We start from the raw sequence: 25873 nt of genomic DNA, 5'->3' as shown, positions 1-25873 counted from the left end.
TCGCGCTCGTGGCTGACTGGGAGATACGGCAGGCGTCGGCGGCGGACGTCGAGGCCGTGGCCGAGCTGCGGGCCGTGGTGTTGAGGGCGGACCTAGAGCGACTCGGGCGCTACGACGAGCGGCGCGTGCGGCAGCGGCTGCGTGACGGGTTCACTCCGGCGCACACATGGGTGGTGGAGGCGGCCGGCGCCCTGGCCGGCTGCGTGGCGCTGCGGCCGGCTGCCGACGCACATTGGCTGGAGCACTTCTACCTGGACCCGGCCCTCCAGGGCAGAGGCATCGGTTCGGCCGTGCTGAGCATGCTGCTGGAGCGCTGCGACCGCGACGGTACTCCCGTCCGGCTGAACGTGCTGCGGGGCAGCCGGGCCCTGATGTTCTACGCGCGCCACGGCTTCACGGTCGAGTCCGAGGACCCGGTGGACGTGTTCATGATCCGCCGGCCGCAGCCGCAGCCGCAGCCGCAGCCGGTGCAGGGGCCGGTGGCCGTCGGCCACTGAAGCCCTGCCCGGTACCGCCGCGGCCTCAGGAGGTGGCAGCGTGTCGTCGGTGTGCCCGCACCGCGGCGGCGACCGCCATGTCATCGCCCCGACCGCGCGCCTCCAGCCCTGCTATGACGCCCTCGACGTTCTGCTCGGGCTGGTTCTGGCTGAGCTTGGCCTTGGCCTCGATCCGGCTGATGACCACTTCGACGCCGACGACCGCGCGCAACCGCCCCTCGACGTACTTCGCCGGAGCCTGGTCGAGGGACCAGGGCTCGGCCGAACCGGCCTCGTGCCGGTCGGTGAGGCGGCGCATCTGAGCCTCGACCCACGCCGGATCGTCGTGCACGACCAACTGCCCGTACACGTGGGCGACGACATAGTTCCAGGTGGGGACCACCCGATGGTGCTCGGCCTTCGTCGCGTACCACGTGGGCGAGACATAGGCGTGCGGCCCGTGGACTATCACCATGGCCTCCCCCTGCACCGGCTCGCGCCAGTGGCCGTTGGCCCGCGCCATGTGACCGATCAGCGAACCGAGTTCACCGGTGTTCCGGTCGTGCTCGAAGGGCAGCAGGGTGGCCTGGAGGCCCTGCGGGGTCATGGTGACGAGGTCGGCGGCGCCGAGGTCGGTCAGCAGATCGCGGACGTCGGCGTCCTCGGGCATGAAGGGCTTGGGCACGTACACGGGCGGGCCTCTCGGTCGGGTTGGAGCGCGGTCGGAGTGGGGCCGGGGCGCTGGCCGGCGAGGAGGCGGTGGCCGGTGTCGTACAGCGGGTTCTCGCGCAGCCAGGTCAGGACCTGCTCGGCGTGTTCGTTCGGAGGGAAGACCGGATAGAAGACGTGCTCGATCACACCGTCGCGGATGACGAGCGTGAGCCGCTTGAACAGCCGCGTGCCATCCGCCTCGAACGTGGGCAGGCCGAGGGTGTCGGCCAGCCCGAAAGAGGGGTCGGACAGCATGTCGAAGGGCAGCCCGAGGCGCTCCACGACCTCGTTCTGGTACGCGCTGTCCTGGCTGGACAGCCCGTACACCCGGCCGGCGCCGGCTTCCAGGAGGTCCTGGAAGTGATCGCGGAAGCCGCATGTCTCGGGCGTGCAACCGCGGGCTCCGGGAATGGAGTTCCAGCCCTCCGGCAGATCGGTGCCGGGGCGGCCGGTGAGCGGGTAGACATAGACGACCGCACGGCGAGGGCCGAGCGCGTCCAGTCGGATCGTCCTGCCCGCCGTGTCGCACAGGGCCGCCCCGGGCGCCGCCGTCCCGCACAGGTGGTCCGCGGCGCCGTCGTCCTCGGGGACGGGCAGGTCCGCCGGGAGCGTCAGATAGTCCTCGTCCCCGGTGCCGCTCGCCTCGGACGGTACGACGGTGCTGCCGCGGTGGGCGGCGGCGTTCAGGTTGGCGATCAGCGTCGTTCGGCGCGCGGTGAGTGCCTCGATGCGCTCGGTCAGCTCGTCGATCGCCTCGCGGTAGGTGGCCAGCGAGGCGGGGCAGTCGTCGGCGTACGCACGCCCGGCCGCCAGGCACTCCAGGAAGGGCCGGGTGCGCTCGACGGGGATTCCCAGCCGGTGCAGCGCCTTGATCTCCCGCACGAGGCGCACGTCGTCCTCGTCGTAGTCCCGGTAGCCGTTGGCGAGACGCCCGGGTGTGATCAACCCCAGCCATTCGTAGTACCGCACTGCCTTCGTCGTCACGCCTGACCGGCGCGCCAGTTCACTGATCTTCATGCCGCTCACCTCGCTCCACGCTAAACCTTGCCCCCGGGGGCAAGGTCAAGCGGCGAGAACCGCGAGGTGTCCTCCGGCTGTCGTCCGAGGTCAACGCCGGAGGGGCGGCCATGCCCTGAGCGGGTGGACCTGGGCGGGCGCGGGGGTGTTCGGACCGGGTCCGGGCGGATGTGGTTCCTAGGCTGCCGCCGTGAACATTCCTACCGAACCCATCGGCAGCCTCCCCCGTTCTCCCGAACTGCTCACCGCCATGGCCGACCACCAGGCCGGGCGGACGGACGAGGGTACCTTCAGGCTGGTTCAGGAGCGGGCCGTCCGCGATACGATCGAGCGGCTGGAGGAGGCCGGTTCGCCGGTCGTCACCGACGGCGAGCAGTCCAAGCCCGACTTCGTCACGTACCCCGTCGCGGGCACGCCCGGCCTGTCTCCCGAGGGTGTGGTGATCCCCTTCGCCGACGGTCACCAGCGGCAACTGCCCGTGCTGACCTCAGGTCCCTTCCGGTACAAGGTGTCCGCCGAGCAGTACCTGCGGGCGGCCCGGCAGTACACGAACACTCCGGTGAAGCAGGCCGTCGTCGCGCCGTCCGTGCTGAGCCTGTTCTATCCGCCGAGCGGGATCTCTGGATTCCCGCGCGAGGAGTTCCTCCATCAGCTGATGGGCGAGTCGGAGGCGGAGATCCGCGCGTGTCTCGACGCGGGCGCGCATGTCGTCCAGCTCGACTTCGACGAGGCCCGTCTCACCCTCAAGCTGGACCCCAGTGGAGGAGTGCTGAACGACCTCGTCGAGCTGAACAACCAGGTGCTGTCCCGCTTCACCGAGAGCGAGCAGGCCCGGATCGGCGTCTACTGCGGGCCCGGCGCCGACCAGGGCTCCACGCACAGCCTCGATGTCGACTACGCCGAGCTGCTGCCCCGGTTCCTCCGGCTCACGGCGGGCAACTTCTACCTCCAGATGGCCGGCGAGGCCGACCCCGACCGCGTCCTGCGTGTCATCGCCGACCAGCTCCGCCCGGGCGTCCGGGTCTTCGTCGGCGTGACCGATCCGATCGACCCGCGCGTCGAGACCCCCGAAGAAGTCCGTGACCGGGTGCTTGGGGCCGCCAGGTACATCCCCGTCGACCAGCTGGGTACCTGCGACGACGCCGGTTTCGCACCCTTCGCCGATGACACGTCGACATCACGCGAGACGGCCTTCGCCAAGATCCGCGCCCGCGTCGAGGGAACAGCCCAGGCGGCCGAACTCCTCGGAGGGTGAGGCCACACCCTCGCACCCTGCCCGGCCCCCTGTCCGCCTCGCGCCGACGGACGGGCGGGCTCACCTGTGCCGGGCCCGGCCCGGCAGTCCCCCTAAAAGAACCCGCGATGCGAGCACCCGCACCCGCCGCCGCACCTCGGCCGGCTCCTCGTCGCGGGTCATGACGGCAGCGGCACACTCATCTCTCGAAGCGTGATCTGCCCAGCGTCACCTGGTGGCCGACCATGCTGATCTCGACGCCGTCCGCGGTCGCGCGGGCCGCGGTGAAGCCGACGCCTTCCGGGAGGTCGACCCGCCAGACGGGCGCCGGCCGCTGGAGACCAGGAATGGTCAGGCTGAGCTCGTTGCCCTGGGCGAGCAGCGTGCCCGTGCCGTCCACGTGCTGTCCGCCGGCTGTGCCCATGATCCTGACCTTCGCCGCCTGCTCCGCCGAGCCGGGGGCCTGGGAGACGCGCAGGGGGCCGTCGCTGCCCGCCAATCGTGTCACCACGCCCGAGAGATCGTCGTAGGAGAGCTTCAGGGTGCCGGTGGCGAGGTTCGCCTCGGTGCTGCGGGCTGTCAGCGATGTCACCGTCACACCGCGCAGGTCGAGATCGAACTCCTTCACGTGCAGGTAGCCGCCCTGGGCGTTGCTCGTGGTGTCGACGGTGAACTGCCCGGCCGTGAGTCTGACATGGCCGAAGTTCTGGCCGAGCACCTGCGTCAGGAACGGGAAGCCCTCGATGGAGACGTCCACGTGGCCGTCGGTGGAGTTGGCGTAGCCGTACTTCTGCTTGACGAGGCGCGCGGCCTCCTTGTCCGCGTAGTGCACGGACACCCGGTCGGCGACCGTGAGCAGCACGGCCAGTACGACGACCGTGATCGCCAGAACTCTTACCCATCGACGTCGCATACCGACCCCACCCGTTGTCTCGGCCATGTGCCGCACACGATCAGCGCAGAAGCCGATCATGCACGACATGGCGGCTCGCACGACAGCCCTGTGGATAACTCGGCCGTCCCCCCCGCATCGGCGCGCGGAGTGCGCCCGTGGCACATCGCGCGCTTTTCGTGCACCAGGCGCAACCCCATTGATCATATGAAGAATTGCCGTCTGTTTTTCAGGTGGGCGCCATTGCGGAATTCCAAGGGCGGGAGCGGATATTCACCTCGGCCCCTCATCGGTCGCCAGGGGGAAGGAGCACAGTGGAGGTCCAAAACTTGCTGGCCGATTGTCTCCGGGACGCACGCGGTATTTCCCTGGGTACCGTGCCTGACGTCGGCGACGGTCCCGCCTACGCGGCGGCCCGCCGCACGTTTCTGACGGCCGGTCTGTCCGCGCTCCGCGCCGCCGTACCCGAGACGGGCTGGATCCAGGTCAATCTCGCACCCGGCCGCGCGGCATGGCGGCCGGCGTACCGCTGCGTCGCGGACACGGCCCGTGACCTCATCGCCTCGGGCACGGTGCGCTCCTTCTTCTTCATGCACAAGCCGCCCGGTCTGCGTGTCCGGTTCGAGGCCCGCGAACCGGAACACGGCCTGCTGCGCGCGGAGTTGTCACGCCGCTTCAAGGGCCTCTACGGGCAGACCGCGGCACCGGTCTGCGCGGTGTACGAGCCGGAGACGTACCTGTTCGGCGGCCCGTCGTCGATGCGGCTCGTGCACGAGCTGTTCACGGCGGACTCCCTCGCCTGGCTCGACCACCACACCGGCGACGGCACAGGGGAGCTCGCGGACTGGCGGTTGTCCCTGGCGCTGCTGGCCGAACTCCTCGACGGGCTCGGCGTCGTCGGCTGGGAGCACCGAGGAGTGTGGGAGGTGGTGCGCGACGACACCGGGCGCAGGCTGGGCACCGGCCTGGACGAGGACGCCCAGCGGGCCGCCGCCGGCATCCGCGACGCCTGGCAGGCCGGTCCCCGTACGCTGCTCGCCCCGTTGCCCGCGGCACGGCGGGCGGCCGTCGAGGCGCATGCGGAGGCCGTGCGCCGGGGTGCCGAGCGATGGCGCACGGGGTACTTCGAGTCGGGCGGCGCTGTCGTCGGCCCGCGCCGTGCCGCGGCCTACTACGTGATCTTCCACTGGAACCGCGGACGGCTGTCCCTCGCCCGGCAGAGCCTGCTGACCCACGCCCTCGTCGACGACGGGACGCGCTGAGATGGGCGACACCCCGATGCCGGGCGGCACGGCGCTGCTCCGAGCGGCCGGGATGCCGTTGGCGGCCTGGGCGGCGGCGGGCAGCCCGGACCTGTTCGCCCGGCTCACCGAGCACGCCCGTGACAGCACACGGCGCGCCGGTCGCGCCCGCGCACTGGCCGAAGAGGTGGGCGACACCGTCGTACCCCGTCCCGAGCTGATCGCCGCCGACCGGCGCGCGGTACTGGCCCTACGCCGCCGACTGCACTCCGGCGCCGCCCCTCGGCCGGCGGACTGCCGGCTCCTGGAGGGCCTGTCCGTCGCCGGTGACCTCGCGCAAGAGGCCGTCCGGCTGTGCCGCGACGCCGCGTCGGCGGACGAGGATCTGCGCGAGCTGGAGCGGGCGGTCGCGGCCGAGCGCGCGCGGGTCGGGGAGCTGGGCTGGTCCCTGGTGTGTGCCGCTCCGGTCATGCGGGCGTTCCTCGACGAAGCGGCGCCCGGCGTGTGCGCGGACGTCGTCCGGCGGCTGGCCGAGGGCGAGTCCTGGCACGGGCAGCGGCTGCGCAAACGCGGGGCGTATCTGTGGCGGGCCCTCGGGCGGGCGGCCGCGAAGACGACTCCGCGCGGATGGGCCGGCCAGGTCGTCCCGCTGCCGCTCGCCCCGACGACCGGGGACGCCGGGACCGGCGACGGCGGGGCGACGCCGCTGATTCCGCCCGGCACGGCGCTCGGTGCGCTGGCCGCCGAAGCCGTGGAGAACGTGCACCTGCTGCGCGGCAGGCTCGGCGGCCTGGACCTCAGGGCGGCCGACCCCGCGACCTTCCTCGCCCCCGCACCACTGCACTTCCTCGACCCGCCGGGCGACGTCGCGGACACCGGCACGGGGGTGCTGCGCTGCTGGGTGATCGACCCGGGCGGGCGCGACAGGATGCGGCAGGTCGTACTCCGGCGCACCCGGCCGTTGGACGCAGTGCTCGGCCAACTCGCCGACGGACCAAGGGAGTTAGGGGACATCGAGACGGCACTCCTCGGTACCGCGGCGATCCGGGCGGCCGACCCGGGCCCGGCCGTGCTGCGCGGCTTCCTCGCCCACCTGGTCGAACTCGGCGTCCTCCAGGTCTGCGCGGCCCCCCGCCGCCGCAGCACGGAATGGGTGTCCCCGGAGACGGTGCGCGCGCACGACACCCTGCCGCGCCCCGTACCGGCTCAGGCCGACGCGCACCATGTCCGACCGCCCGCCCCCGGTGCCGTACCGGCCGGCGACGGCCCGCCCGCCGGATCCCCGTCCGCGTCGGCACAGGCGCCCGAGCCGGGGGAGCACGGCCCGCCGGCCCGGCCCGCAAGGGACGCCGGCCCCGCGTCGGGTGCGCGCGCCGGTGACGCCGAGACCTGGTTCATCGACTCGTACCGCACCGTCTCGGCCGCCGTGCCCCGGGAGGCCGCGGAGCGGGTGCAGCGGGGGCTGGGGATCGCCGCCCGCGTGGCCTGGCTGCGCGACGCGGACCGGCTCCCGTCACCGCGGGAGCGCGTCCGGCTCCCCGAGACGGCGGCGCTCGACGAACGGCCGCGCCCCCTCGGCGAGATCCTCGCCCGCACCCTGCCGGACGGCACCGCCCCGCCGTCCCCGCCCCGGACCGCGCACCGGTACGCCGGCTGGCACCCCGCCCGAACCGCCGGTTCCGGCTACGCCCGGCTGCTGGCCCACCTGGCCGCCCACACCGGCGCGGAGCAGGTCGACCTGGACGACACCCTGCTGGACGCCCTCGGCGCACCACCGGCGCGGACCGCGCTGCCGGCCTGGCCCCTGGACTGCCTGCTGCGTCCCCTGCCCGGCCCCGGACCGGTCGCGGTACTGGAGACGGCCTCGCCCGCGGGCATGCTGGACGCCCGGTTCGCCGCCGCCCTGCACAGCCTGTACGGCAGCTACGACGGCCCGGACGGCTACCGGGCCTTTCTCACCGGCGTGGAACGGCTGACGGGCGCGCGCTTCGTCGAACTCCTGGTGCCCCCGCTCGCCGAGCGCGCCGCCAACGCCGTACGGCGCCCCGTCGTCACCGACCGGTGGACCGGCGATCCCGACCCGGCGCCCTACCAGGGGCCGGCCGGTTCGGCCGCCCGCTATCTGCCGCTGGACCGCATCACGCTCCGCCGGCTCGGCCCGCAGGTGATCGCCGAGGCCGACGGGCGGCGCATCCTGCCCGTCCATCACGCCACCCGCTCGCCCCTGCCGCCGTACGACGTCCTGGTACGGCTGCTGACGGCCGCCGGTCACCCCGCCGCCTCGCGCGTGATCCGGCTGGACGGTCCGGCCGAGGCGTTTCCCGGCACCGCACACCTGCCCCGGGTGACCGTCGGCGGGGAACTGGTCGTCAGCCCCGCCCTGTGGCGGGTGCCGCGGGCCCGGCTGTGGCGGCCCGGCGACAGCGACCTGGCCAAGGCGCGCACGCTGGCCGCCCTGCGGCACGACGCCGGACTGCCCCGCTTCGCCTTCGTGCGGGGTGCGTGCCGGGCGAAACCGGTACCCGTGGACTTCGCGGCGCTGACCGCCCTGCACCTGCTGGAGCAGATCCGCGCCCACCAGCCCGGCCCGGAACTCCTGGTCGAGGAGATGCTGCCCGCCCCCGGCCGGCTGCTGCTGCGCGATCCGCTGCACGCGGGTGCCGCCGTGGCCGCCCAGTTGCTGCTGAGACTTCCCTGCGACCAAGACGCCGAAGACCTCGCCGAGCTCGCCGCCGCCGCACTGAGCGGCGCCCCACACGCCCCCGGAGCGCCCGCCCCACGCAGTCCGGCCTTCTCCGGGGCGGCCCCCCATCCAACCCGTCCTTGAAGGAGGACAGCAATGCCCCCAACCATGGAACTCACCGACCTCGACGCCCTCATCGGTGACCTGGACGCCCGGATCACCGAGACATCAGTGCCGTCGGCGCAGGCCGACTCCGGCGGCTGCAGCGGCGTGTGCACGGTCGTCGTCTGCGACACCGTGGTGGTCTGTAGCGGCTTCATCTGCTGACGGCCCGGCAGCACACCTGCCATGGCGGCCTCAGGGCGCGGCAAGGGTGCCCCGAGGCCTTCACCACGCTCGCCGAGCGCTACGACGAGACCTTCCACCTCTTCGGCGACCGCCCGGCCGACGTCCTGGCGCTGTGCCACGGCGCGGCGGGCGTGCTGGCCGTGGCCGACGCCTTCGACCACCACGCACACCTGCCCGCGGCGGCCGAGCTGAAAGCGCGGCTGCTCGCCCGGCTGCTGGCGCGCCTGCCCGAGCTGAGCGCCCTCGGACAGGAGAGCGGAGGACTCCTCGGCGCGCCGCGGACCTGGCTGCCCTGCCTCGGACTGCGCTGAGGCCCTCGCGAACGGGCTTGCCCTCAGGAGGTTTCGTGTGCCAGACGCCGCAGCACCTCGACCGCCCGCTCGGCGTGCTCGTACGGCACGAAAAGGTGATCGTGGTGGAAGGCGGCGACGACGTTGCAGCTCAGGTTCGCGTCGGCCAGCGCGCGGGAGACGGCCGCGGTCAGGCCGATCGCGGCCAGCGCGGAGTGCACGTGCAGGGTGATCCACCCGGCCACGTAGTCGTACGCCATCCCCGCCGCGTCCGCCTCGGCCTGCGGCACCACGAGGGTGAGGCCCTCCTGTTCGGCGACCGTCACCACCGGGGTGACCCCGGAGGGCACAGCGCCCTCCGCCATGGTGAAGACATAGCGGCCGGGATTCAGCTCCGGGCGCATGCCGCTGAGCAGGCTGCGCAGATCAGTCTCGCTGGTCATGGGCCCACAGTACGGGCGGGGTCGGGCGTCATGGCTGTGCGGCGGCCGAGCCGTCACCGATGTGCAGGATCGCGTCGGCCGCGTCGAGGGTCGCCCGGTCGAGAGGGAAGTAGCCCTGCCGCGGGGCGGTGTCGGTGCGGGTGCGGGTTCGGGCGACGCTGAGCGTATCGGGCCCGGTCAGGCCCCAGTCGGGGAAGCGGGCCTGGAGGACGGCCTCGTAGGTGTCCGGTACCGGGTCGCCCAGGCCGAGGGCATCACTGCGGCCGAGGGTGCCCGCGACGAAGCGGTACCGGTCGCCGAGCAGACGCGCCACGGTCGCGCCGGCGCCCCACCAGTCCGCGCCCACGTCGCCCAGGTGCCAGCCGGCCTGGTTGCGCTGCAGATGGAGGTTGCTCGCGAACACCAGGGTGGCGCCCCGCGCGGCCTCGATGTCCCGGATGTCCAGCAGGTTCTGGGCCATCAGGGCGTCCCGGGTGGCCAGCAGCGCGGTGAGGCGGGGGTTGGAGTCGACGGGTTGGATCGCGGACTGCCGGTGGTAGCGCAGCAGACCGAGGCCGGCGGTCAGATGGGTCCTGGCCCGGATCCACCGCTCGCGCGAGGTGGCGTCGATCAGTTCGGGGGCGCGGGTGTGGAGCGAGCCGTACATGTCGTCCGCGACGCGTCGCAGCTTCTCGGCCTCCCTGGTGGCCCCGGGTGACATGGCCGGGTCCAGGACCGCCTCCGCGCGGCTCCACCGGTCGTCGTCCCCGGCGAGGTCGGTGAGGTCGACGTCGAAGTCCAGGTAGTCGCGGGCGTGTTCCAGGTACGGGCGCGGGCTGGGCGCGCTGTAGGTCTCCGACGGAGTGTCGAAGCCGTGGAGGACCAGCCGTTCCTTCGGCGGCCGGTTCCGGTTGTGGTCCCGCATCCAGCTGACCAGCTGCCTGTTCGGGGCCAACGCCCCCCAACCGTGCGAGAAGCCGTCGTTCATCACCGTGTCCAGGCGGCCGGCTCCCCCCTGGACGTAGTCGTTCAGGGTGAGCGCGGCCACGCGGTCGGTCTCAAGGGCGACGGACCGGTAGCCGCGCTCGACCAGCTGGGCGAACAGCTCGTTGCGCACCCGGCCGAAGGCAGGCTCCTGATGGGTGGGCTCACCCAGCGCCAGCAGGTCGCACGACGGGGTGACGAAGTCTCGGATGTCCTGGGTCATGAGCCTCAAGCGTATCCTTGAAAGACCGATTGAGACTTTTGACGGATATCGGCGTAGTCTTTGCCGCGATATCCCGCGCGTCCTCACGTGATCCCTCTCCTGATCCCTCCCGTGAAGTCTCAATCGGTGAACACATGCGACCTACCGATCTCGCCCGCGAGCACGGCATCTCGACCCAGGCGGTCCGCAACTACGAGCGCGACGGGTTCCTCCCGCCCGCGCAGCGCACACCGAGCGGCTACCGCGTCTACACCGAGCTGCACGCCGCCGCGCTCCGCGCCTTCCTCGCGCTCGTCCCGGCGTACGGCCACGCGGCCGGCGGGCAGATCATGAACGCGCTCCACCGGGACGCGCTCGACGACGCCCTGGCGGTCATCGACCGTGGGCACAGCCGGTTGCTGCGTGACCGGGACACCCTCGAAGCGGTGCGCACGGCCATGGACCACTTGACGGCGGGGTCCGGCACCGCCCCGGCACCCGCACCGGCGCACGGCCCCCGGACCGTCGGCGAGCTCGCGCATCGGCTCGGGGTCACTCCGGCGACCGTGCGCAGCTGGGAAGAGGCCGGCATCCTCAACCCCGCCCGTGACCCGGCCACCGGATACCGCGTCTTCGACGCCGCCGACATCCGCGACGCCGAGCTGGCACATCTGCTCCGCCGCGGCGGCCATCTCCTGGACCACATCGCCACGGTGGTCCGGCAGATCCGTGCCGCCGGCGGCACGGACGCGCTGGCCGCCTCCCTGGAGGACTGGCAACGCAAACTCACCGCACAGGGCCTCGCCATGCTCCGCGCGGCCACACGCCTCGACACCTACATCGCCCTGCTCGACCTCACCGCACCCCAGCCGTTCCCGGGCCACCGCCCGCCAACCGGCTGAGCCACAGTTCGGGGACCGGTACCTGCGCGGACGGAGTGGGGCGGGCTGCGCGGTACGGCGGCGGCCTCGGCGTGCTCGCCGGGCCGGCCGTACGCCTCGGCCAGGGCCTCCACCGAGGCCAGGCGCAGGTGCTCCACGCCGCCGGTCGGCGCGGGCCCCTGCCGGCAGGCCAGGGCGTTCCGCAACATCCTTACGGCGTCGGCGGGTTGGCGCTGGTCGCGGGAGAGCGCGACCAGTTCCTCGAAGCGGTGCGTGTCCACCAGGGACTCGGGGATGCGCAGCTCGTACGCGGTGGCGTGGGTGGCGAGTGCGATGCCGTACTCCCGTGCGCCGTGCTCGGCGGGCAGGGCGCACAGCCGGGAGACGTGTCCCTGCAAGACCGTCCTGAAACGCGCCGGCGGCTCGTCCTCCTACAGGTCGGCGGTCAACTGATCCACGCTCAGGCGGTGTTGGGCCGAAGGAGCAGCATGGCCAGCAGGCCGGAGCGCTTGGCCGGCCGGCAGCACATCACCGTGCTCGGTGATCACAGCTACCACCGATCCGGGCAGTCGGAACTCCATCCGCGTGCCTCCCCCGGGTCGCTTCACGGCAGAAGGTGAGGATCGTGGGCCCGGGGGAGGGCCTGGTCAGCGGGGTGGGCGGCCGGTCACTCGGAGGTGGCCGGGGCAGCGAAGTAGTGGCCCTGGTCGAGGTCGTCGAGGAGGCCGGGGCGGGTCGGTTCCCAGCCCAGCAGCTCACGGGTGAGGACGCTGGACGTCGGGGCGTCGTGTCCGATGAAGCCGCTGAGCCAGCCGAAGTGCGCGGGCGCGTCCTTCGGGTCCACGGAGGTCACCGGCACGTCGAGGTGGCGGCCGATCACCTCGGCGACGTCGCGGATGGCGACGCCCTCCTCGGCCGTACCGTGCAGGACCGAGCCGGCGGGCGCCTTCTCGACCGCGAGGCGGAACAGCCGGGCGGCGTCGAGGCGGTGGACGGCCGGCCAGCGGTTGGCGCCGTCGCCGACGTAGCCGGAGACGCCCTTCTCGCGGGCGAGGGCGACCAGGAACGCCATGAATCCGTTGTCCCCGTCGCCGTGGCAGGTCGGGGACAGCCGCACCACGGACGAGCGGATGCCGCGTGAGGCGAGGTCGAGCGTCGCCAGGGAGGTCGCCGCGCGGACCGACATCGGCGAGCCGTCGAGCGTCGGCATGTCCTGCTCGGTCGCCGTCACGCCCGGCTTGAGACCGGCCACGCCGGAGGCGAGGACGAAGGGGCGGTCGGTGCCGGCGAGGGCCTCGGCGAAGGTGTCGACGGCGCGGCGGTCGGCCTCGGCGGCGTCCTGGAAGCCGCCGGAGAAGGCGATGTCGTGCTTGAAGGCGAGGTGGATCACCCCGTCGGAGGCGGCGGCCGCCTCCCGCAGGACGTCGAGGTCGTCGACGGTGCCGCGGACGACCTCGGCCCCGGCCTCGACGAGCGCGGCGGCGGAGGCGTCGGAGCGGGCGAGGCCGACGACCCGGTGTCCGGCGTCGAGAAGTTCGGGAACGACGGCGGATCCGATCCAGCCGGAGGCGCCGGTCACGAAGATGCGCATGGGAAGCCCCAAAGAGTCGATGTCAGTGACTGTCATAGACGGTACACCGGATGTCAGGCACTGTCATCACGTAGGATGCGGCCCATGGGTAGATGGGAGCCGGACGCGCGCGGACGCCTTGCGAAGGCAGCACTGGAGTTGTACGGCGAGCGCGGGTACGAGCAGACCACCGTGGCGGAGATCGCCAAGCGGGCCGGGCTCACGGAGCGGACGTTCTTCCGGCACTACGCCGACAAGCGCGAGGTGCTGTTCGCCGGCGCCGTCGAACTGGAGAACCTGTTCGTGACCGCCGTCGCGGACGCCCCGGGGTCCGCAGCCCCGCTCGACGCGGTGGCGCGGGGGCTGTACGCCGCGGCCGAGTTGTTCACCGACCGGCGCGAGTTCGCATGCCGTCGGCAGGCGGTGATCATGGGGAACGCCGAGCTCCACGAGCGCGAGCTGATCAAGCTCGCCTCGCTGTCGGCCGCCCTCGCGGACACGTTGCGGCGCCGTGGCGTGGCCGAGCCGACCGCGAGCCTGGCCGCCGAGGCGGGCGTCGCCGTCTTCAAGATCGCCTTCGAACGCTGGATCGCGGCGGGTGAGACGTGCTCCCTGACGGAACTGACCCGGGAGTCGCTGGACGAACTGAGGGCAGTAGCCTCGGACGGCTAGACGGCTACGCGCTCGCCTGGGGTCGGAGTCCTCGCTCGGGTCGGTGAAATCCCTGGGCAGGGCGGTGGCATCGGGCGCGAGGCCGCCGGTGACGGTGGATCCCGTGGCGGGCCAGGTCGCCGGTGCCATGGCCTGCCAGGTTTTCGCGAGCGGCCCGTCGGGCCGAACGGGCCGTCGTTCTCGGCCCGGTGGCCGCCGAGCCACGCGCTCGTGTGGGCGGCAGGTCGAATGCGGAGGTGTCGTCCGGGGACATCCGTGCTCGGGGTGTGCGCGCTGCCTCGGGGACGGGCCACACATGACCGGCCGAGCCCCCTCGGGTGGCAGGGGCTACGGCAGGCCCCACGCCGCACCCGGCTCGCTGACGGCGACGGGTGCGATGACGAGGTCGGGTCGGGAGCCGGAGTGGACGAGCACCTCGTGGCCCTTGGGCAGGTCGATGGCGAGGGTGCCGTCGCCGAGGTCCCGGGTGTGGGCCGGGGTGCCGTCCTCCAGCACCGCGGTGACGGTCCCGCTCAGGCCGTGCCGGAGCCGCAGCGGCTCGCCAGCCAGACTCCTGACCCGGATGAACCGGGTGACCCCGGCTGTGCGGACGGCGCTGACCAGGAAGGCGCCCTGCGTACGGAAGTTGTGCAGGGTCACGTCCGCCCAGGCGGACGGAACCGCCGGGAAGACACGGACCGTGCCGCCCCAGCTCTGGCAGAACATGTCGTGCAGGGACTGCGAGGCGGACAGCGGCGTCTCGATGACCGGACCCGCCTCGGTGTAGTGCGTGTTGGCCCGGCAGGGGTAGCGGGTGGTGGGGTCGAAGAACTTCCGCAGATACGCGATCGCGGTGTCGCCGTCGCCGGTCATCGCGTACATCGAGGCGGCGCCGGTGTAGCTGTAGCCGCGGTGGGCGCCGGTCAGCGCATGCCAGCGCACCACGGACTTGGTGATCAGGTCACGGTTCTCGGGCTGGTCCCAGTTGACGAGGTGGAGCGGGTACACCATCAGCAGGTGCGAGTAGTGCCGGTGGGACTGGGCGTACGGGGTGCCGGCGCCGATCATGAAGCCGTAGTCGTCGACCGGGTACGGCGTGAGCCGCGTGAGCACCTCTTGCCAGCGCGGGATCAACTCGTCCTTGACGTCGAGCAGTCGGGCCGAGTCGATCAGGGTCTGACAGCCCCACCGGATCAGGGCCAGGTCGTAGTTGGTGTCCTGCGGCGGCACGACGGGGTATTCGGGGGAGAGGGTGCTCGGCAGGTGCAGCCTCCCGTCGCTGCCCGGTGTGAGGAAGTGCAGGTAGTAGCTGATCGCACGGCGCAGCACCGGGTAGATCGTGTCGCGCAGCAGGGACGTGTCCATGGAGTGCCGGTACGACAGCCACACGTTGTGCAGTGCCCAGGTGAGGTCGCCGGTCTCGGCGCCGGTGCCCGGCTGCCCCACCCCCCGGTTCGCGAACATGTCGGAGCTGCGGCCGATGCCGGAGCTGTCCGCGCGGTAGGCGGCGGGCACGTTCGCGGCGAGCTGCTCCTGGTTCTGCCGCAGTGTCGTGGCGAGCGAGTCGAGTTCCGGGTGGTTGAAGCCCTGGATGAGCCAGTACTCCAGCTGGACGTTGAGGTTCCACCACACCGCGGGCCACGGGGTGGGCTCCAGCCAGGGGCCGGAAGTGGCCATCACGGGACCGCCCGCGCGACTCGCGGAGGCGACCTTGTAGAGCTGGATCCAGTGGAAGCTCTGGAGCCGCTGGTCTGGGAACGACACGAAGCTCTTCCGGTAGAACCCGTGCCACCAGTCGGTGTGCCGGCGCCGGAGCACTCCGTACGAGGAGGCCCGGCGCAGATGGCGCAGCGAGTCGGCCTCGGCGGCCGTGCCGGAGGGGAAGCTGTGTCCGGCGCTGAGCAGGAGGTCGTCGCCGGTGCGCCGGTACGCGGTGGCGGTCTGGCCGCCGCCGGTCAGGGGCTGGAGGACCTGCTCGATGCCGTCGGGGGTGGTGCGGGTGGTCCAGGCCGGGTTGGCGGTGTAGCCGGAGGGCGGGGCCTCCTGGATCTTCCGTGGACTGATCGCCTCCTCGGGGTGGAAGGTCCACACGACCCGCTCGTCGCCGGAGGCCGTGACGCGGGCGGCGAGGACCTCGTCGTGGACGAGGACGGAGAGGGTGAGCGTTCCGGCGGACGTCGTGACGGTGCCGGTCAGCTCGGCGTCGTACAGGCTCAGGCGCCAGTCGACGGCGGTGATGGTGCCGACCGGATCGAGCGTCAGGTGCCCGACCGGCAGCCGGCATGTGCCCCAGCCGCTGCCGAACTCGGGCCGGTGGTCCTGGACACGGCCGTGCTGCACGGTGAAGCGGATGCTGTTGGCGCCGGGCTCCTGGTAGACCATGCTGCCGAGCAGCCCGTCCCCGAGGAACGGCCCCTCGTGCCACAGGACCGGCAGCCTGCTCCACACCAAGTCCTGGCCGCGCAGGAAGCGCTGCCACGAGCCGTCGGTGGTCATGGTGTCGCGCAGCCGCCAGGGACGCCCGGCGCCCGCCGGCTGTCCTGATTCGGCCGGCTGAACCGGCTCTACGGACTGGACCGGCTCGCCGGCGTGGGCGGTTGTGGGCAGTGCCGCCACCGCCGCACCGCCGAGGGCGGTGCCGAGCACGGTTCTGCGGCGGACCGGCGGGTGCTTCTCCGGCTGCGAGGTCATCGGAGCTCTCCAACCTGACGGATCATCAAAACATCGGGTGTATCGCGGAACGTAGGGATGTCGCGTGCACCTGTCAATGACTCCGGCGGGGATTGCTCTGAGATACCTCCGATGTCTACGTCGGGTTGTGCGGACGTTATGGTCCGCGCGTCGGTCGCGCCCCGGCATCTACGCTGAACTCCCCTGTGGACGAGGGCATTTGGGGACGCCGCAGCTTGACGGTCCCATAACGATCTATGGAGGACCGGTACGGAACTGCGCGGAACGTACATACGATCCGGTACATGAACAGAGCTGTGAGGTTCGGCCTGGCCGGTACGTGCACCGCGCTGCTCGCTCTCGGGGGACTCGGCACCTATAACCTGCTCAACGGCCTGACATCCGGCTCCGCGGGCGATACCCGGCCCACGGCGGGGGACACGTTCGCCGCGTCGGAGCTGTCGGGCAAGCCGCCGTCGGGCGCCGAGGCGGTGAGGCTGACGCGGGCGTTCCTGGACAGCTGGTCCAAGCAGCACGTCGACGGCGCGGCGAGCGACACCGACGTACCGGACGCCGCCTCACGAGCCCTGCGCGACTACGCCGACGGCCTGCATCTGAAGAAGCTGTCGTTCGACCACGTCGTGGCCGTGGGGCCGTCGGCGGTGACGCCGGGCGCCACCAAGGTCACCTTCGACGTCACCGCCCAGGTGGCGGGCGGCACCTGGAACTACTCCAGCGCCGTCGCGGTGCTGAAGAGCGCGAGCGGTGTGCCGGCGGTGCACTGGAACAACTCGGTGCTGTACCCGGGCATGGGCGACGGCGATTCGCTGATCGCGGGCAGGCTGCCGGCCGACCCGGACGCGGCGAAGGTGGTCGCGAGCGACGGCGCGACGGATCTGGCCGCCTTCCCGTCCCTGCGGGACATCGCGGCGACCATCGGCAAGAACGCCGAGCCCACCGGTGGCGGCGCCGGGACGGGGGTGGCCGTGGTCGACGGCGACGGCGGAGCCGTGGAGACGGTCCAGGTCTTCACGAAGGGGCGGACTCCGGTGATCAGGACGACCATCGACGCAGGGCTCCAGGCGGTGGCCGAGAGGGCGGTGCAGGACGCCCACCTCCAGGGCAAGCCCGCCGGCACCGTGGCGCTCGACTGGCGCACCGGCCACATCCTCGCCGTCGCGCACAGCGGCGACGACGACATCGCCATCAACGGCATCAAGTCGCCCGGCTCCACCATGAAGATCATCACCGCGGCGGCCCTCTTCGACCGGGCGGGCCTCACGCCGAGCAGCCCGGCCCCGTGCACGGACTCGCTGATGGCCGACAGCCAGCTGTTCCACAACGACCCCGGTGTCCCGGCCGATCCCGGTGCCACGCTCGCCCAGGCGTTCACGGTGTCGTGCAACACCTCTTTCATCAAGGACGGCTTCCACTATCTGGTGCACGACGGCGACGCCTCCGCGCTGCACGACGAGGCCGTGGACGTCTTCGGCATGGGCAGCTGGTCGATCGGCGGCGGGGTCGCCACCACCGATCCGAGCATCCCGCCGGACGCGCAGGGCGGCGACCAGGCGGCCCAGTTCATCGGCCAGGGCAGGGTCACGGCCACCCCGCTGTTCATGGCGTCCGTGGCGGCGACCGTCCGCAACGCCGGCTTCGAGCAGCCGGTCATCCTCCCCGGACAGCACCAGGAGAGCGCACCCCGGCCCATCTCGGCCGGCACGGCGGGCTACCTCCGGTCGCTGATGCGCAGCGTCGCCACGACCGGCACGGCGGCTCCGCGTCTGGGCGGACTCACGGGTGTCGGCGCCAAGACCGGCACCGCGGAGGAGGGGGACCACACCAACGGCTGGCTGACCGCCTACGACTCCCGCATCTCGGCCGCGGCGCTCGTCGAAGGAGGCAGTTCGGGGGTGGACTCGGCCGGACACGTCGTACGACAGTTGCTGACCGGCGGCTGACCGCCGGCCGGGCGCGCTCACCCGGTCGCGACGGCGAGGGCGAAGCAGGCCAGGGGCGACGAACGGCCCACGCCGTCCGGACCGCGCCTCCTGGCGGCACGCGCTGTGCGCGATCTTCGGCCGGGAGGACAGCCCCGGCCGGCCGATGCCGACGGGAGCACGCGCAGAGCAGCCGTCGGCAGAGGCAACTGCGTTGCCCGGCACGGTAGTCTCCGTGCGATGAACGAACCCGCATCGTCCGGCCCGCTCGACGTACTCACTGCGCTCGGGGTGCCGTTCCGGCTGCATGAGCACCCGGACGTGGTCGACGCCGCGGAGGTCTGCGCGGCGCTCGGCGTCCCGCTGGAGCGGACCGTGAAGACCCTGGCGTTCGTCACGCCCGACGGCCGGCTGGTGCTGGCGGCCCTGCCGGGCCACGCCCGGCTGCGGTACGGCGCCCTGGCCCGCGCGGCCGGGATCCGCCGCACCGACCTCGCGCCGGCCGGGGCCGACCGGCTGGCCAGGGCCGGCATGCGGCCCGGCGGGGTGTGCCCGGTCTCCGGGGACCGCGGCGCGCTGGTGGTGTTCGACGAGACGGTCGGCGGCCTGGGCCGGGTGCACTGCGGCAGCGGCCGGCCCGACAGCAGCGTCGAGATCGACGTGGCCCAGCTCATGGCCGCGGTGCCGGCGGCCGCTACGGCGCAGATCGCCGACATCCCGGCGACCGAGCCCGTATGACCGACGCCCGGCCTGCGGCGAGCGCGAGGAGGAGGACGGGCGGCGACTGTCCCTTCTGCCTGATCGGGTGCGGCGAGACCGACACGGATCTGATCGCCCACCGCACACCGAACGTCTTCGTCGTCCCCGCCCTCATGGAGCGCCGCAACAACCCTGGCCACACACTCGTGCTGCCCGTCGCCCATGTGACCGGCCTGGACGAGGCGCCGCCCGAACTGCTGTCCGAGGTCTTCGGGGTCGTCGCGCGAGTGACGCGTGCGGTGCGTGGGGCGTACGGCGCCGTGGGCAGCACGCTCGTGCAGAACAACCACGCGCCCGGCCAGGTGCTGCACCACCTGCACATCTCCGTCGTCCCGCGCTTCGAGGACGACGGGTACCGGGTGCCCGAGCCCGGACTGCGCGCGGCGTCGCGGGAGGTGCGTCGTGAGCGTGCCGCCGCGCTGCGTGCGGCGCTCGCGGCGGAGGGCTGAAGGGGCCGGGGGCGTGCTCGGCGTGGTTCGGGCAGGCCTTCGCGTACGGCTCTTTGACGCCCGCCCCGATCGCCGGACGTGACATGCCCGAGAGATCCGCGACACTCGTCCGCGCTGCGGGCTATGCATGGCCATGCGTAATAGTGCATACTCTTCCTATGTCCAAGGTCCTCACCTCCCTTCCGGTCGGCGAGCGCGTCGGCATCGCCTTCTCCGGCGGCCTCGACACGTCGGTCGCCGTCGCGTGGATGCGCGACAAGGGTGCCGTCCCGTGCACCTACACCGCCGACATCGGCCAGTACGACGAGCCCGACATCGCCTCGGTGCCGGGCCGTGCGACGACCTACGGTGCCGAGATCGCGCGCCTGGTCGACTGCCGCGCGGCCCTGGTCGAGGAGGGGCTGGCCGCGCTCGCGTGCGGCGCGTTCCACATCCGCTCCGGCGGGCGCGCGTACTTCAACACCACGCCCCTCGGCCGCGCCGTCACCGGCACCCTGCTGGTGCGCGCGATGCTGGAGGACGACGTGCAGATCTGGGGCGACGGCTCCACCTTCAAGGGCAACGACATCGAGCGGTTCTACCGCTACGGCCTGCTCGCCAACCCGCACCTGCGGATCTACAAGCCCTGGCTGGACGCGGACTTCGTGACCGAGCTGGGCGGCCGCAAGGAGATGTCGGAGTGGCTGCTCGCGCACGGGCTGCCGTACCGCGACAGCACGGAGAAGGCGTACTCGACCGACGCCAACATCTGGGGCGCCACGCACGAGGCGAAGACCCTGGAGCACCTGGACACCGGCGTCGAGACCGTCGACCCGATCATGGGTGTGCGGTTCTGGGACCCCACGATCGAGATCCCCGCCGAGGACGTGACGATCGGCTTCGACCAGGGCCGGCCCGTGACGATCAACGGCAAGGAGTTCGCCTCGCCGGTCGAGCTCGTGATGGAGGCCAACGCCATCGGCGGCCGGCACGGCCTCGGCATGTCGGACCAGATCGAGAACCGGATCATCGAGGCCAAGAGCCGCGGCATCTACGAGGCCCCCGGCATGGCGCTGCTGCACGCCGCCTACGAGCGCCTCGTCAACGCGATCCACAACGAGGACACCCTCGCCCAGTACCACGCCGAGGGCCGCAAGCTGGGCCGCCTCATGTACGAGGGCCGCTGGCTGGACCCGCAGGCGCTGATGATCCGTGAGGCGCTCCAGCGCTGGGTCGGCGCTGCGGTCACCGGCGAGGTGACGCTGCGGCTGCGGCGCGGTGAGGACTACTCGATCCTGGACACCACGGGCCCGGCGTTCAGCTACCACCCGGACAAGCTGTCCATGGAGCGCACCGAGGACTCCGCGTTCGGTCCCTCGGACCGGATCGGCCAGCTCACCATGCGCAACCTCGACATCGCCGACTCCCGCGCGCGCCTGGAGCAGTACGCGGGCCTCGGTATGGTCGGCACCGAGCATCCGGCGCTGATCGGCGCGGCGCAGGCGGCGTCGACCGGTCTGATCGGCGCGATGGCCCACGGCGGCGCCGAGGCCATCGCCTCGCGCGGCGAGGCCCCGGAGGAGGACGTGCTGCTCGACCGCGCCGCGATGGAGTCCGGCACGGACTGACCACGCTCAACGGTCGTACGCCTCCCGGAGTTCCGGTACGGCGGGCCCCGTCGGTTCACCACCGGCGGGGCCCGCCGTCGTGTCCGGATGGCTGCCGCCAACGGCTGTCACCAGTGGCGCAAAATAGTCAGGTCCATGATCTGTCACCTGTGGTACACATGGAAGTCGCGAAGCGGGGGTCCACCTTCAGACGCACGCCCACGCACCGGCGGCACGACCAACTGCACTGCACCGCGCAGGTTTTCCGGGGACCAGATCGGACACCGTACCTCCCGACCTCCCGTGAGCCACTGCATCCGGCCCGATGCGGAAACCGGACGCGCCTCAGCCGATCACGCCAGCCTCTTCGACCGGTCAAGGGAGCACTGTGCCAGCACAACCCACCATGCCCGACGCATCTCGACCCCGGTAGCGCCGGCGTGTCTCTGCACCGCTTCGCCCCGCCCGCCGCCGAGACGCCCGGATCTCCGAGGGCCGCGCTGGTCTGCTTCCCGCACGCCGGTGGAGGCGCGACGACGTTCGCCTCCTGGCGGCGCAGGCTGCCCGGCTGGCTGGAGCTGTACGCCTACGTGGCCCCCGGGCGCGAGGAGCGGGGCAGGGAGATGCCCCTGGGCTCGGTCGCCGAACTCGTCGAGGACGCCCTGCCGGACGTCAGGACACTGCCCGGCCCACCACTGATCCTGCTCGGACACAGCTTCGGCGCCTGTCTGGCCTACGAGTTGACGCATCGGCTGACCTCGGCCGGGCGCCCGCCGGCGCATCTCGTCCTGCTCGCCGCCGGAGCGCCGGGACCGGCGCCACCCCCGGCCGTCCGGAACGACCACGACATCGAGCTGCTGTGGAAGCGCCTCGGCGCGAACACGGCGGGGCTCTCGCGCCCCGGATTCCGCGAGAGATTCTTTCCGCTGCTGCGCGCCGATCTCACCGCGCACGCCGCCTTCCGCCCGCCGGCGAACCGGCCGGCCCTGACCACGCCGGTCACCGTGCTGTACGGGGACGAGGATTCCGATGTGACGGCCGAAGCGGCGGCCACCTGGCGTGACCTGTGCGCCGGACCCTTCCGGCTCACCGCGATACCCGGCGGGCATTTCTTTCCACAGAACTCGGCGACCGCCACGGTCGGCTCGCTCGTGCGCGCCCTCCAAGCCCAGTCAGGCTGAAATCGGGCATGCACCGGGACATCCGCTGCCGTGGTCGCGGAATGTGGAGACGCGCTCTTGATCGTCCGATTGGTCGCCGATAAAGTGCCGTAGTCGAGAATGCATGGAATACGCGCAAGGGGGCGTGCTTCGATGATATCCGACACACCGCGAACCCTTCACCAGTTTTTCGAGGAGCGCGTCCGGAAGACGCCCGAAAACATTGCCCTGGAGTACGACGGGGAATGCATCGCCTACGGCGATCTCAATCGCCGGGCCAACAAAATGGCGCATTATCTGCGCGACACCGCCGGCGTCCGGCCGGACGATCCGGTGGCGATCCTGGTGCGCCATCCGCCGAGCGTGATCGTCGCCATGCTCGCCGTCCTCAAGGCCGGCGGTGCCTACCTGGCGCTGGATCCGGACAATCCGCCGGGCCTGACCCAGCGGATCATCGAGAGCGTCGCACCCCGGGCGGTACTGGTCGAGTCCTCGTCAGTGGCGGGTGCGGCCCACTTCCGCGGCGAGCTGTTCGTCACGGACGTCATGACCTCGACCCTCGCCACGCCGGACACCGACCCCGCCCCGGCGGCGGCCGCAACTGACCTGGCCTACGTGATCCACACCTCCGGCACGACCGGCAAACCCAAAGCGATCGCCGTCGAGCACCACTCGATCATCCACACCCTGATCTGGCGCAACTCCTATTACGGATTCGGCCCGGACGACACGACACTGGCCATGCCGCGCCCCTCGTTCGACAGTGCCGTGGCCGACACCTTCTGTGCCCTGACCTCGGGTACGCGACTGCTCCTGCCCCTACGGGACCGCATTACCGACCGGCGTTATCTCGTCGGATTGATGGAACAGCGTGAAGTCTCCCATTTCCTCATCACGCCCGCCCTGTACCACCGGCTGCTCCGGGGCATGAACCCGCAGCAGACCAAAGCGCTGCGGAGCATCACGATCGCCGGAGAATGGTTTACCTCCAGTCTGGTCCGGGAACACTTTTCGCGGCTCCCGGACGTGAAACTCCTCAATGAATACGGGCCGTCCGAGAATTCCGTGTGCTCCACGGTTCATCCCCTCGCGCCGACGGACCGGCAGGTGCTCATCGGAAGGCCGATCGACCGCACCGAGGCCTTCGTGGTGGGGGAGGACGGCGAGCCCCTGGGCCCGGGCGGCACGGGTGAGCTCTTCCTCGCCGGAGCCGGACTGGCCCGCGGCTACCTGTCCGATCCCGAACTGACCGCCGAGAAGTTCTTCGTCCCCTCCTCGCCCCGCTTCCGCGGCCAACGCGTCTACCGCACCGGAGACATCGTCCGGCTCTGCGAGGGCGGCGACCTCCAGTTCGTCGAGCGCCGCGACCAGCAGGTGAAGATCCGCGGCCGACGCGTGGAACTGAGTCAGGTGGCCGAGGTGCTGACCGCGGACGACACCGTCGACCACGTCCACCTCCTGCGCCGCGACACCGACGCGGCGACACCCCGGCTGCTCGCCTTCGTCGTCGGCCCCACCGCACGGGACGTGGACCGGCTGCGCGCCGCGGCGCGGGAGAACCTGCCGGACTACATGGTCCCCTCGGCGATCATCCCCGTCGACGCCGTGCCCGTCACCGGCAACGGCAAGGTCGACGAGGCCGCCCTGGCCGCGCTGTACGCCGACGCCTCCGACCGCACCGGTGCGCCGGCCGAGCCGGCGACCCCCGTCGAAGCCGAACTCCTCACGATCTGGCGGAAGATCTTCGCGCCCCTGGGAGTCGGCCTCGACGACGACTTCTTCGACCTCGGCGGCGACTCTCTCAGCGTGATGGACCTCGTGGCCGACGTGGAGGAACGACTCGGCGTCCAGCTCGACAACGCGGATCCCTACACGGGCCGGACCGTCCGCGGCCTGGCCCTCATGATCGAGAACCGACGAAGCAGCGAGGTGGACGCAGCGTGAGCGAACAGGCCGGTACTCCTTCCGCTTTCCCTGATTTCCCCGACGTCGACCACGACGTGGTCATTGCGGGCGGCGGCCTCGCCGGGCTCTGCCTCGCCAAACAGCTCAAGGACGCCCACCCCGAGCTCAGCGTGCTCGTGTGCGAGCGTGATCGCTCTCCCATCCCGTTGTCCGCGTTCAAAGTGGGCGAGTCGACGATCGAGGTGGGCGCGTACTACCTCGCCGCGGTCGTCGGACTGAGGGACTACCTGGAGGAGCACCAGCTCGAAAAGCTCGGCCTGCGCTACTTCTTCGGCGACCGCCCCGACTTCCACCGGGAGTCCGAGTACGGCGTCAACCGGTACCTGCCCGCCAAGAGCTACCAGCTCAACCGCGGTTCCCTGGAGGAGCACCTCCGCCTGGTCGTGGCCGGCACCGGCGCCCGGCTCGTACAGGGCGTACGGGTCCTGGACATCGACCTCGGGGAGGGGGACGCCCCGCACCGGGTGACGTACCAGCCCGACGGCGACGGCGAGGGCGCGACCACCGTCACCTGCCGCTGGGTCGTCGACGCGACCGGGCGCCACCGTCTGCTCCAGCGCAAGCTCGGACTGACCAAACGGTTCGCCCAGCCGCACAACTCGGTGTGGTTCCGGCTCGAAGGCCGTCTCGACACCGACGAGTTGGTGGCGGCCGAGCACACGGCCTGGCACGAGCGGGTGCAGGGGCCGCGCTGGCAGTCCACCAACCACTTCATGATCGAGGGCGGCTGGGTCTGGGCCATCCCGCTGGCCCCCCACCACACCAGCGTCGGCATCGTCGTGTCCGACGCACTCCATCCGGTGACGAAGTTCAACCGCATCGAGAAGGCCATCGACTTCGTGGTCGAGCGCGTCCCCGGCTTCGACCCGGCCATCCGCAAACTGCCGGTGCTCGACTTCCGCGTCCTGAAGAACTACAGCCACTCCACGCACCAGTTGTTCTCCCACGAACGCTGGGCGTGCGTCGGCGACGCCGCCGTCTTCGCCGACCCCTACTACTCGGTCGGCTCGAACCTCATCGGCTACGCCAACAGCTTCGTGACCGAGATGATCGGCAGGGACCGCGCGGGCACCCTCGAACCGGACTACGTGCGCTACGCCAACCGCTGGTTCCTGTCCCTGTCGGAGGGGCTCACCCAGAACATCCAGGGCGCCTACCCCTTCCTCAACAACCCCGTGGTCACCTCCCTGAAGACGGTCTGGGACTACTACGTGGGCTGGGCGTTCTCCGACCCGCAGTTCTACGGCAGGACGTTCCTAAACGAGTCCGCCAGTACGACGCTCAGCGCGCTGGGCGGACACGTGGTGGCGACCCAGGGCGCGATGCTCAGCCTCTTCAAGACCTGGGCGCGCCGCTACCGGGGCGTCTTCGCGTTCGACTACATCGACTACTACGACGACCTGCCGACCCTCGCCCGCCTCTTCGAGCAGAACCTGCCCGCCACCGACGCCGAGGTCCCGCCGTTCGGCCAGGTGCTCACCAGCGTCCGCGACGGCATCGACCGCATCGAGGAACTGGCCCATGTCGTGTTCTACCTGGCGCTGGAGGACGCCCTGCCCGAACACGTGGCGTCCGTCCGCGCCCGCGGCTGGCTGAACGTGTCGGCGGTCAGCCTGGAACCGGAACGCTGGGAGAAGGACGGCCTGTTCACCCCGCGGAGCCGGCCGCGCCCCGAACAGCTCGCGCAACTGGAGGCGGAGATGCGCCGGCTGTACCGGGCCGCCACGCCCGACGAGTCGTAG

23 protein-coding genes are annotated in these 25873 nt (G+C 71.7%); 15 read left to right on the top strand and 8 right to left on the bottom strand.

All coding sequences use genetic code 11. The annotated features are described in order from the left end of the window. Nucleotides 1–8 precede the first annotated feature (8 nt). Nucleotides 9–497, top strand: coding sequence for a GNAT family N-acetyltransferase (locus tag ACZ4MF_RS19875; protein ID WP_467493278.1), 489 nt, complete (start codon nt 9–11; stop codon nt 495–497). A gap of 25 nt (nt 498–522) precedes the next feature. On the opposite strand, the gene ACZ4MF_RS19870 is transcribed toward ACZ4MF_RS19875, so the two are convergent. After that, complete coding sequence (locus ACZ4MF_RS19870) at nt 523–1146, bottom strand: FMN-binding negative transcriptional regulator (RefSeq protein WP_467493277.1); 624 nt, start codon at nt 1144–1146, stop codon at nt 523–525. Further along, nucleotides 1113–2204: a MerR family transcriptional regulator gene (locus ACZ4MF_RS19865; protein WP_467493276.1), complete on the bottom strand. Its 1092-nt coding sequence runs from the start codon at nt 2202–2204 to the stop codon at nt 1113–1115. The genes ACZ4MF_RS19870 and ACZ4MF_RS19865 overlap by 34 nt, the downstream gene beginning before the upstream one ends. A 190-nt stretch (nt 2205–2394) precedes the next feature. On the opposite strand from ACZ4MF_RS19865, the gene ACZ4MF_RS19860 reads away from it, so the two are divergent. Next, nucleotides 2395–3459 carry a cobalamin-independent methionine synthase II family protein gene (locus tag ACZ4MF_RS19860; protein ID WP_467493275.1) on the top strand — a complete coding sequence of 355 codons (1065 nt, stop codon included), beginning with the start codon at nt 2395–2397 and terminating at the stop codon, nt 3457–3459. 178 nt (nt 3460–3637) lie between these two features. Here the strand turns inward: ACZ4MF_RS19860 and ACZ4MF_RS19855 are convergent, their stop codons facing one another. Then, complete coding sequence (locus ACZ4MF_RS19855) at nt 3638–4351, bottom strand: LmeA family phospholipid-binding protein (protein ID WP_467493274.1); 714 nt, start codon at nt 4349–4351, stop codon at nt 3638–3640. Between the two features lie 356 nt (nt 4352–4707). Between ACZ4MF_RS19855 and ACZ4MF_RS19850 the strand changes: the two genes are divergently transcribed. From ACZ4MF_RS19850 to ACZ4MF_RS19835, 4 genes are all read left to right on the top strand, one after another. After that, entirely contained in the window at nt 4708–5592 is an 885-nt protein-coding gene (locus ACZ4MF_RS19850) for a thiopeptide-type bacteriocin biosynthesis protein (protein ID WP_467493273.1), read from the top strand. Between the two features lies 1 nt (nt 5593). Next, nucleotides 5594–8398, top strand: a complete 2805-nt coding sequence (locus ACZ4MF_RS19845) for a lantibiotic dehydratase (RefSeq protein ID WP_467493272.1) — start codon at nt 5594–5596, stop codon at nt 8396–8398. 12 nt (nt 8399–8410) lie between these two features. Next, a complete protein-coding gene (locus tag ACZ4MF_RS19840; protein ID WP_402065645.1) occupies nt 8411–8581 on the top strand; it encodes a hypothetical protein in 171 nt (56 codons plus the stop codon). A gap of 152 nt (nt 8582–8733) precedes the next feature. After that, on the top strand, nt 8734–8913 hold the full coding sequence (locus ACZ4MF_RS19835; protein ID WP_467493271.1) for a hypothetical protein: 180 nt from the start codon (nt 8734–8736) through the stop codon (nt 8911–8913). 23 nt (nt 8914–8936) lie between these two features. Here ACZ4MF_RS19835 and ACZ4MF_RS19830 read toward each other — a convergent pair whose 3' ends face one another. Next, nucleotides 8937–9335 (bottom strand): ACT domain-containing protein, encoded by a 399-nt coding sequence (locus tag ACZ4MF_RS19830; protein WP_467493270.1) that lies wholly within the window; start codon nt 9333–9335, stop codon nt 8937–8939. Between the two features lie 28 nt (nt 9336–9363). Continuing rightward, nucleotides 9364–10521, bottom strand: a complete 1158-nt coding sequence (locus tag ACZ4MF_RS19825; RefSeq protein ID WP_467493269.1) for an erythromycin esterase family protein — start codon at nt 10519–10521, stop codon at nt 9364–9366. A 134-nt stretch (nt 10522–10655) separates the two neighbouring features. On the opposite strand from ACZ4MF_RS19825, the gene ACZ4MF_RS19820 reads away from it, so the two are divergent. After that, complete coding sequence (locus tag ACZ4MF_RS19820) at nt 10656–11402, top strand: TioE family transcriptional regulator (RefSeq protein ID WP_467493268.1); 747 nt, start codon at nt 10656–10658, stop codon at nt 11400–11402. Here the strand turns inward: ACZ4MF_RS19820 and ACZ4MF_RS19815 are convergent. After that, entirely contained in the window at nt 11336–11779 is a 444-nt protein-coding gene (locus ACZ4MF_RS19815; RefSeq protein WP_467493267.1) for an AfsR/SARP family transcriptional regulator, read from the bottom strand. The two genes, ACZ4MF_RS19820 and ACZ4MF_RS19815, sit on opposite strands and share 67 nt — an antisense overlap. 269 nt (nt 11780–12048) lie before the next feature. Further along, a complete protein-coding gene (locus tag ACZ4MF_RS19810; protein ID WP_467493266.1) occupies nt 12049–12972 on the bottom strand; it encodes an SDR family oxidoreductase in 924 nt (307 codons plus the stop codon). Nucleotides 12973–13056: 84 nt separating this feature from the next. Here ACZ4MF_RS19810 and ACZ4MF_RS19805 point away from each other — a divergent pair, with 84 nt between their 5' ends. After that, nucleotides 13057–13623 (top strand): TetR/AcrR family transcriptional regulator, encoded by a 567-nt coding sequence (locus tag ACZ4MF_RS19805; protein ID WP_467493265.1) that lies wholly within the window; start codon nt 13057–13059, stop codon nt 13621–13623. Nucleotides 13624–13950: 327 nt separating this feature from the next. Here ACZ4MF_RS19805 and ACZ4MF_RS19800 read toward each other — a convergent pair whose 3' ends face one another. After that, the gene (locus ACZ4MF_RS19800) at nt 13951–16293 is read right to left on the bottom strand and encodes a glycosyl hydrolase family 95 catalytic domain-containing protein (RefSeq protein WP_467493264.1); all 2343 of its coding nucleotides are present in this window, start codon (nt 16291–16293) and stop codon (nt 13951–13953) included. A gap of 284 nt (nt 16294–16577) precedes the next feature. On the opposite strand from ACZ4MF_RS19800, the gene ACZ4MF_RS19795 reads away from it, so the two are divergent. From ACZ4MF_RS19795 to ACZ4MF_RS19765, 7 genes are all read left to right on the top strand, one after another. Then, the gene (locus ACZ4MF_RS19795; protein WP_467493263.1) at nt 16578–18233 is read left to right on the top strand and encodes a penicillin-binding transpeptidase domain-containing protein; all 1656 of its coding nucleotides are present in this window, start codon (nt 16578–16580) and stop codon (nt 18231–18233) included. Nucleotides 18234–18452: 219 nt separating this feature from the next. Continuing rightward, nucleotides 18453–18950 (top strand): aminoacyl-tRNA deacylase, encoded by a 498-nt coding sequence (locus tag ACZ4MF_RS19790; protein ID WP_467493262.1) that lies wholly within the window; start codon nt 18453–18455, stop codon nt 18948–18950. Further along, nucleotides 18947–19420: an HIT family protein gene (locus ACZ4MF_RS19785; protein ID WP_467493261.1), complete on the top strand. Its 474-nt coding sequence runs from the start codon at nt 18947–18949 to the stop codon at nt 19418–19420. Before ACZ4MF_RS19790 ends, ACZ4MF_RS19785 begins: the two co-directional genes overlap by 4 nt. Before the next feature lie 158 nt (nt 19421–19578). After that, the gene (gene argG / locus ACZ4MF_RS19780) at nt 19579–21027 is read left to right on the top strand and encodes an argininosuccinate synthase (RefSeq protein WP_356033388.1); all 1449 of its coding nucleotides are present in this window, start codon (nt 19579–19581) and stop codon (nt 21025–21027) included. A 419-nt stretch (nt 21028–21446) separates the two neighbouring features. After that, the gene (locus tag ACZ4MF_RS19775) at nt 21447–22187 is read left to right on the top strand and encodes a thioesterase II family protein (protein WP_467493260.1); all 741 of its coding nucleotides are present in this window, start codon (nt 21447–21449) and stop codon (nt 22185–22187) included. 99 nt (nt 22188–22286) lie between these two features. Next, a complete protein-coding gene (locus ACZ4MF_RS19770) occupies nt 22287–24110 on the top strand; it encodes a non-ribosomal peptide synthetase (RefSeq protein ID WP_467493259.1) in 1824 nt (607 codons plus the stop codon). Beyond that, nucleotides 24107–25873 carry an NAD(P)/FAD-dependent oxidoreductase gene (locus tag ACZ4MF_RS19765; protein WP_467493258.1) on the top strand — a complete coding sequence of 589 codons (1767 nt, stop codon included), beginning with the start codon at nt 24107–24109 and terminating at the stop codon, nt 25871–25873. The genes ACZ4MF_RS19770 and ACZ4MF_RS19765 overlap by 4 nt, the downstream gene beginning before the upstream one ends.

This window comes from Streptomyces sp. NPDC025793 (assembly GCF_055558375.1).
The sequence above is the reverse complement of the archived record's forward strand: the minus strand, read 5'-3'. Positions and strand labels throughout refer to the sequence as shown.

Excerpts from the sequence above, each read along its gene's own strand:
- ACZ4MF_RS19790 (WP_467493262.1), top strand. The coding sequence starts at position 18,453 with ATGAACGAACCCGCATCGTCCGGCCCGCTCGACGTACTCACTGCGCTC.
- ACZ4MF_RS19810 (WP_467493266.1), bottom strand. The coding sequence starts at position 12,972 with ATGCGCATCTTCGTGACCGGCGCCTCCGGCTGGATCGGATCCGCCGTC.
- ACZ4MF_RS19840 (WP_402065645.1), top strand. The coding sequence starts at position 8,411 with ATGCCCCCAACCATGGAACTCACCGACCTCGACGCCCTCATCGGTGAC.
- ACZ4MF_RS19830 (WP_467493270.1), bottom strand. The coding sequence starts at position 9,335 with ATGACCAGCGAGACTGATCTGCGCAGCCTGCTCAGCGGCATGCGCCCG.
- ACZ4MF_RS19865 (WP_467493276.1), bottom strand. The coding sequence starts at position 2,204 with ATGAAGATCAGTGAACTGGCGCGCCGGTCAGGCGTGACGACGAAGGCA.
- ACZ4MF_RS19870 (WP_467493277.1), bottom strand. The coding sequence starts at position 1,146 with ATGCCCGAGGACGCCGACGTCCGCGATCTGCTGACCGACCTCGGCGCC.
- ACZ4MF_RS19845 (WP_467493272.1), top strand. The coding sequence starts at position 5,594 with ATGGGCGACACCCCGATGCCGGGCGGCACGGCGCTGCTCCGAGCGGCC.
- argG (WP_356033388.1), top strand. The coding sequence starts at position 19,579 with ATGTCCAAGGTCCTCACCTCCCTTCCGGTCGGCGAGCGCGTCGGCATC.
- ACZ4MF_RS19825 (WP_467493269.1), bottom strand. The coding sequence starts at position 10,521 with ATGACCCAGGACATCCGAGACTTCGTCACCCCGTCGTGCGACCTGCTG.
- ACZ4MF_RS19855 (WP_467493274.1), bottom strand. The coding sequence starts at position 4,351 with ATGCGACGTCGATGGGTAAGAGTTCTGGCGATCACGGTCGTCGTACTG.
- ACZ4MF_RS19785 (WP_467493261.1), top strand. The coding sequence starts at position 18,947 with ATGACCGACGCCCGGCCTGCGGCGAGCGCGAGGAGGAGGACGGGCGGC.
- ACZ4MF_RS19805 (WP_467493265.1), top strand. The coding sequence starts at position 13,057 with ATGGGTAGATGGGAGCCGGACGCGCGCGGACGCCTTGCGAAGGCAGCA.
- ACZ4MF_RS19770 (WP_467493259.1), top strand. The coding sequence starts at position 22,287 with ATGCATGGAATACGCGCAAGGGGGCGTGCTTCGATGATATCCGACACA.
- ACZ4MF_RS19820 (WP_467493268.1), top strand. The coding sequence starts at position 10,656 with ATGCGACCTACCGATCTCGCCCGCGAGCACGGCATCTCGACCCAGGCG.
- ACZ4MF_RS19795 (WP_467493263.1), top strand. The coding sequence starts at position 16,578 with ATGAACAGAGCTGTGAGGTTCGGCCTGGCCGGTACGTGCACCGCGCTG.
- ACZ4MF_RS19800 (WP_467493264.1), bottom strand. The coding sequence starts at position 16,293 with ATGACCTCGCAGCCGGAGAAGCACCCGCCGGTCCGCCGCAGAACCGTG.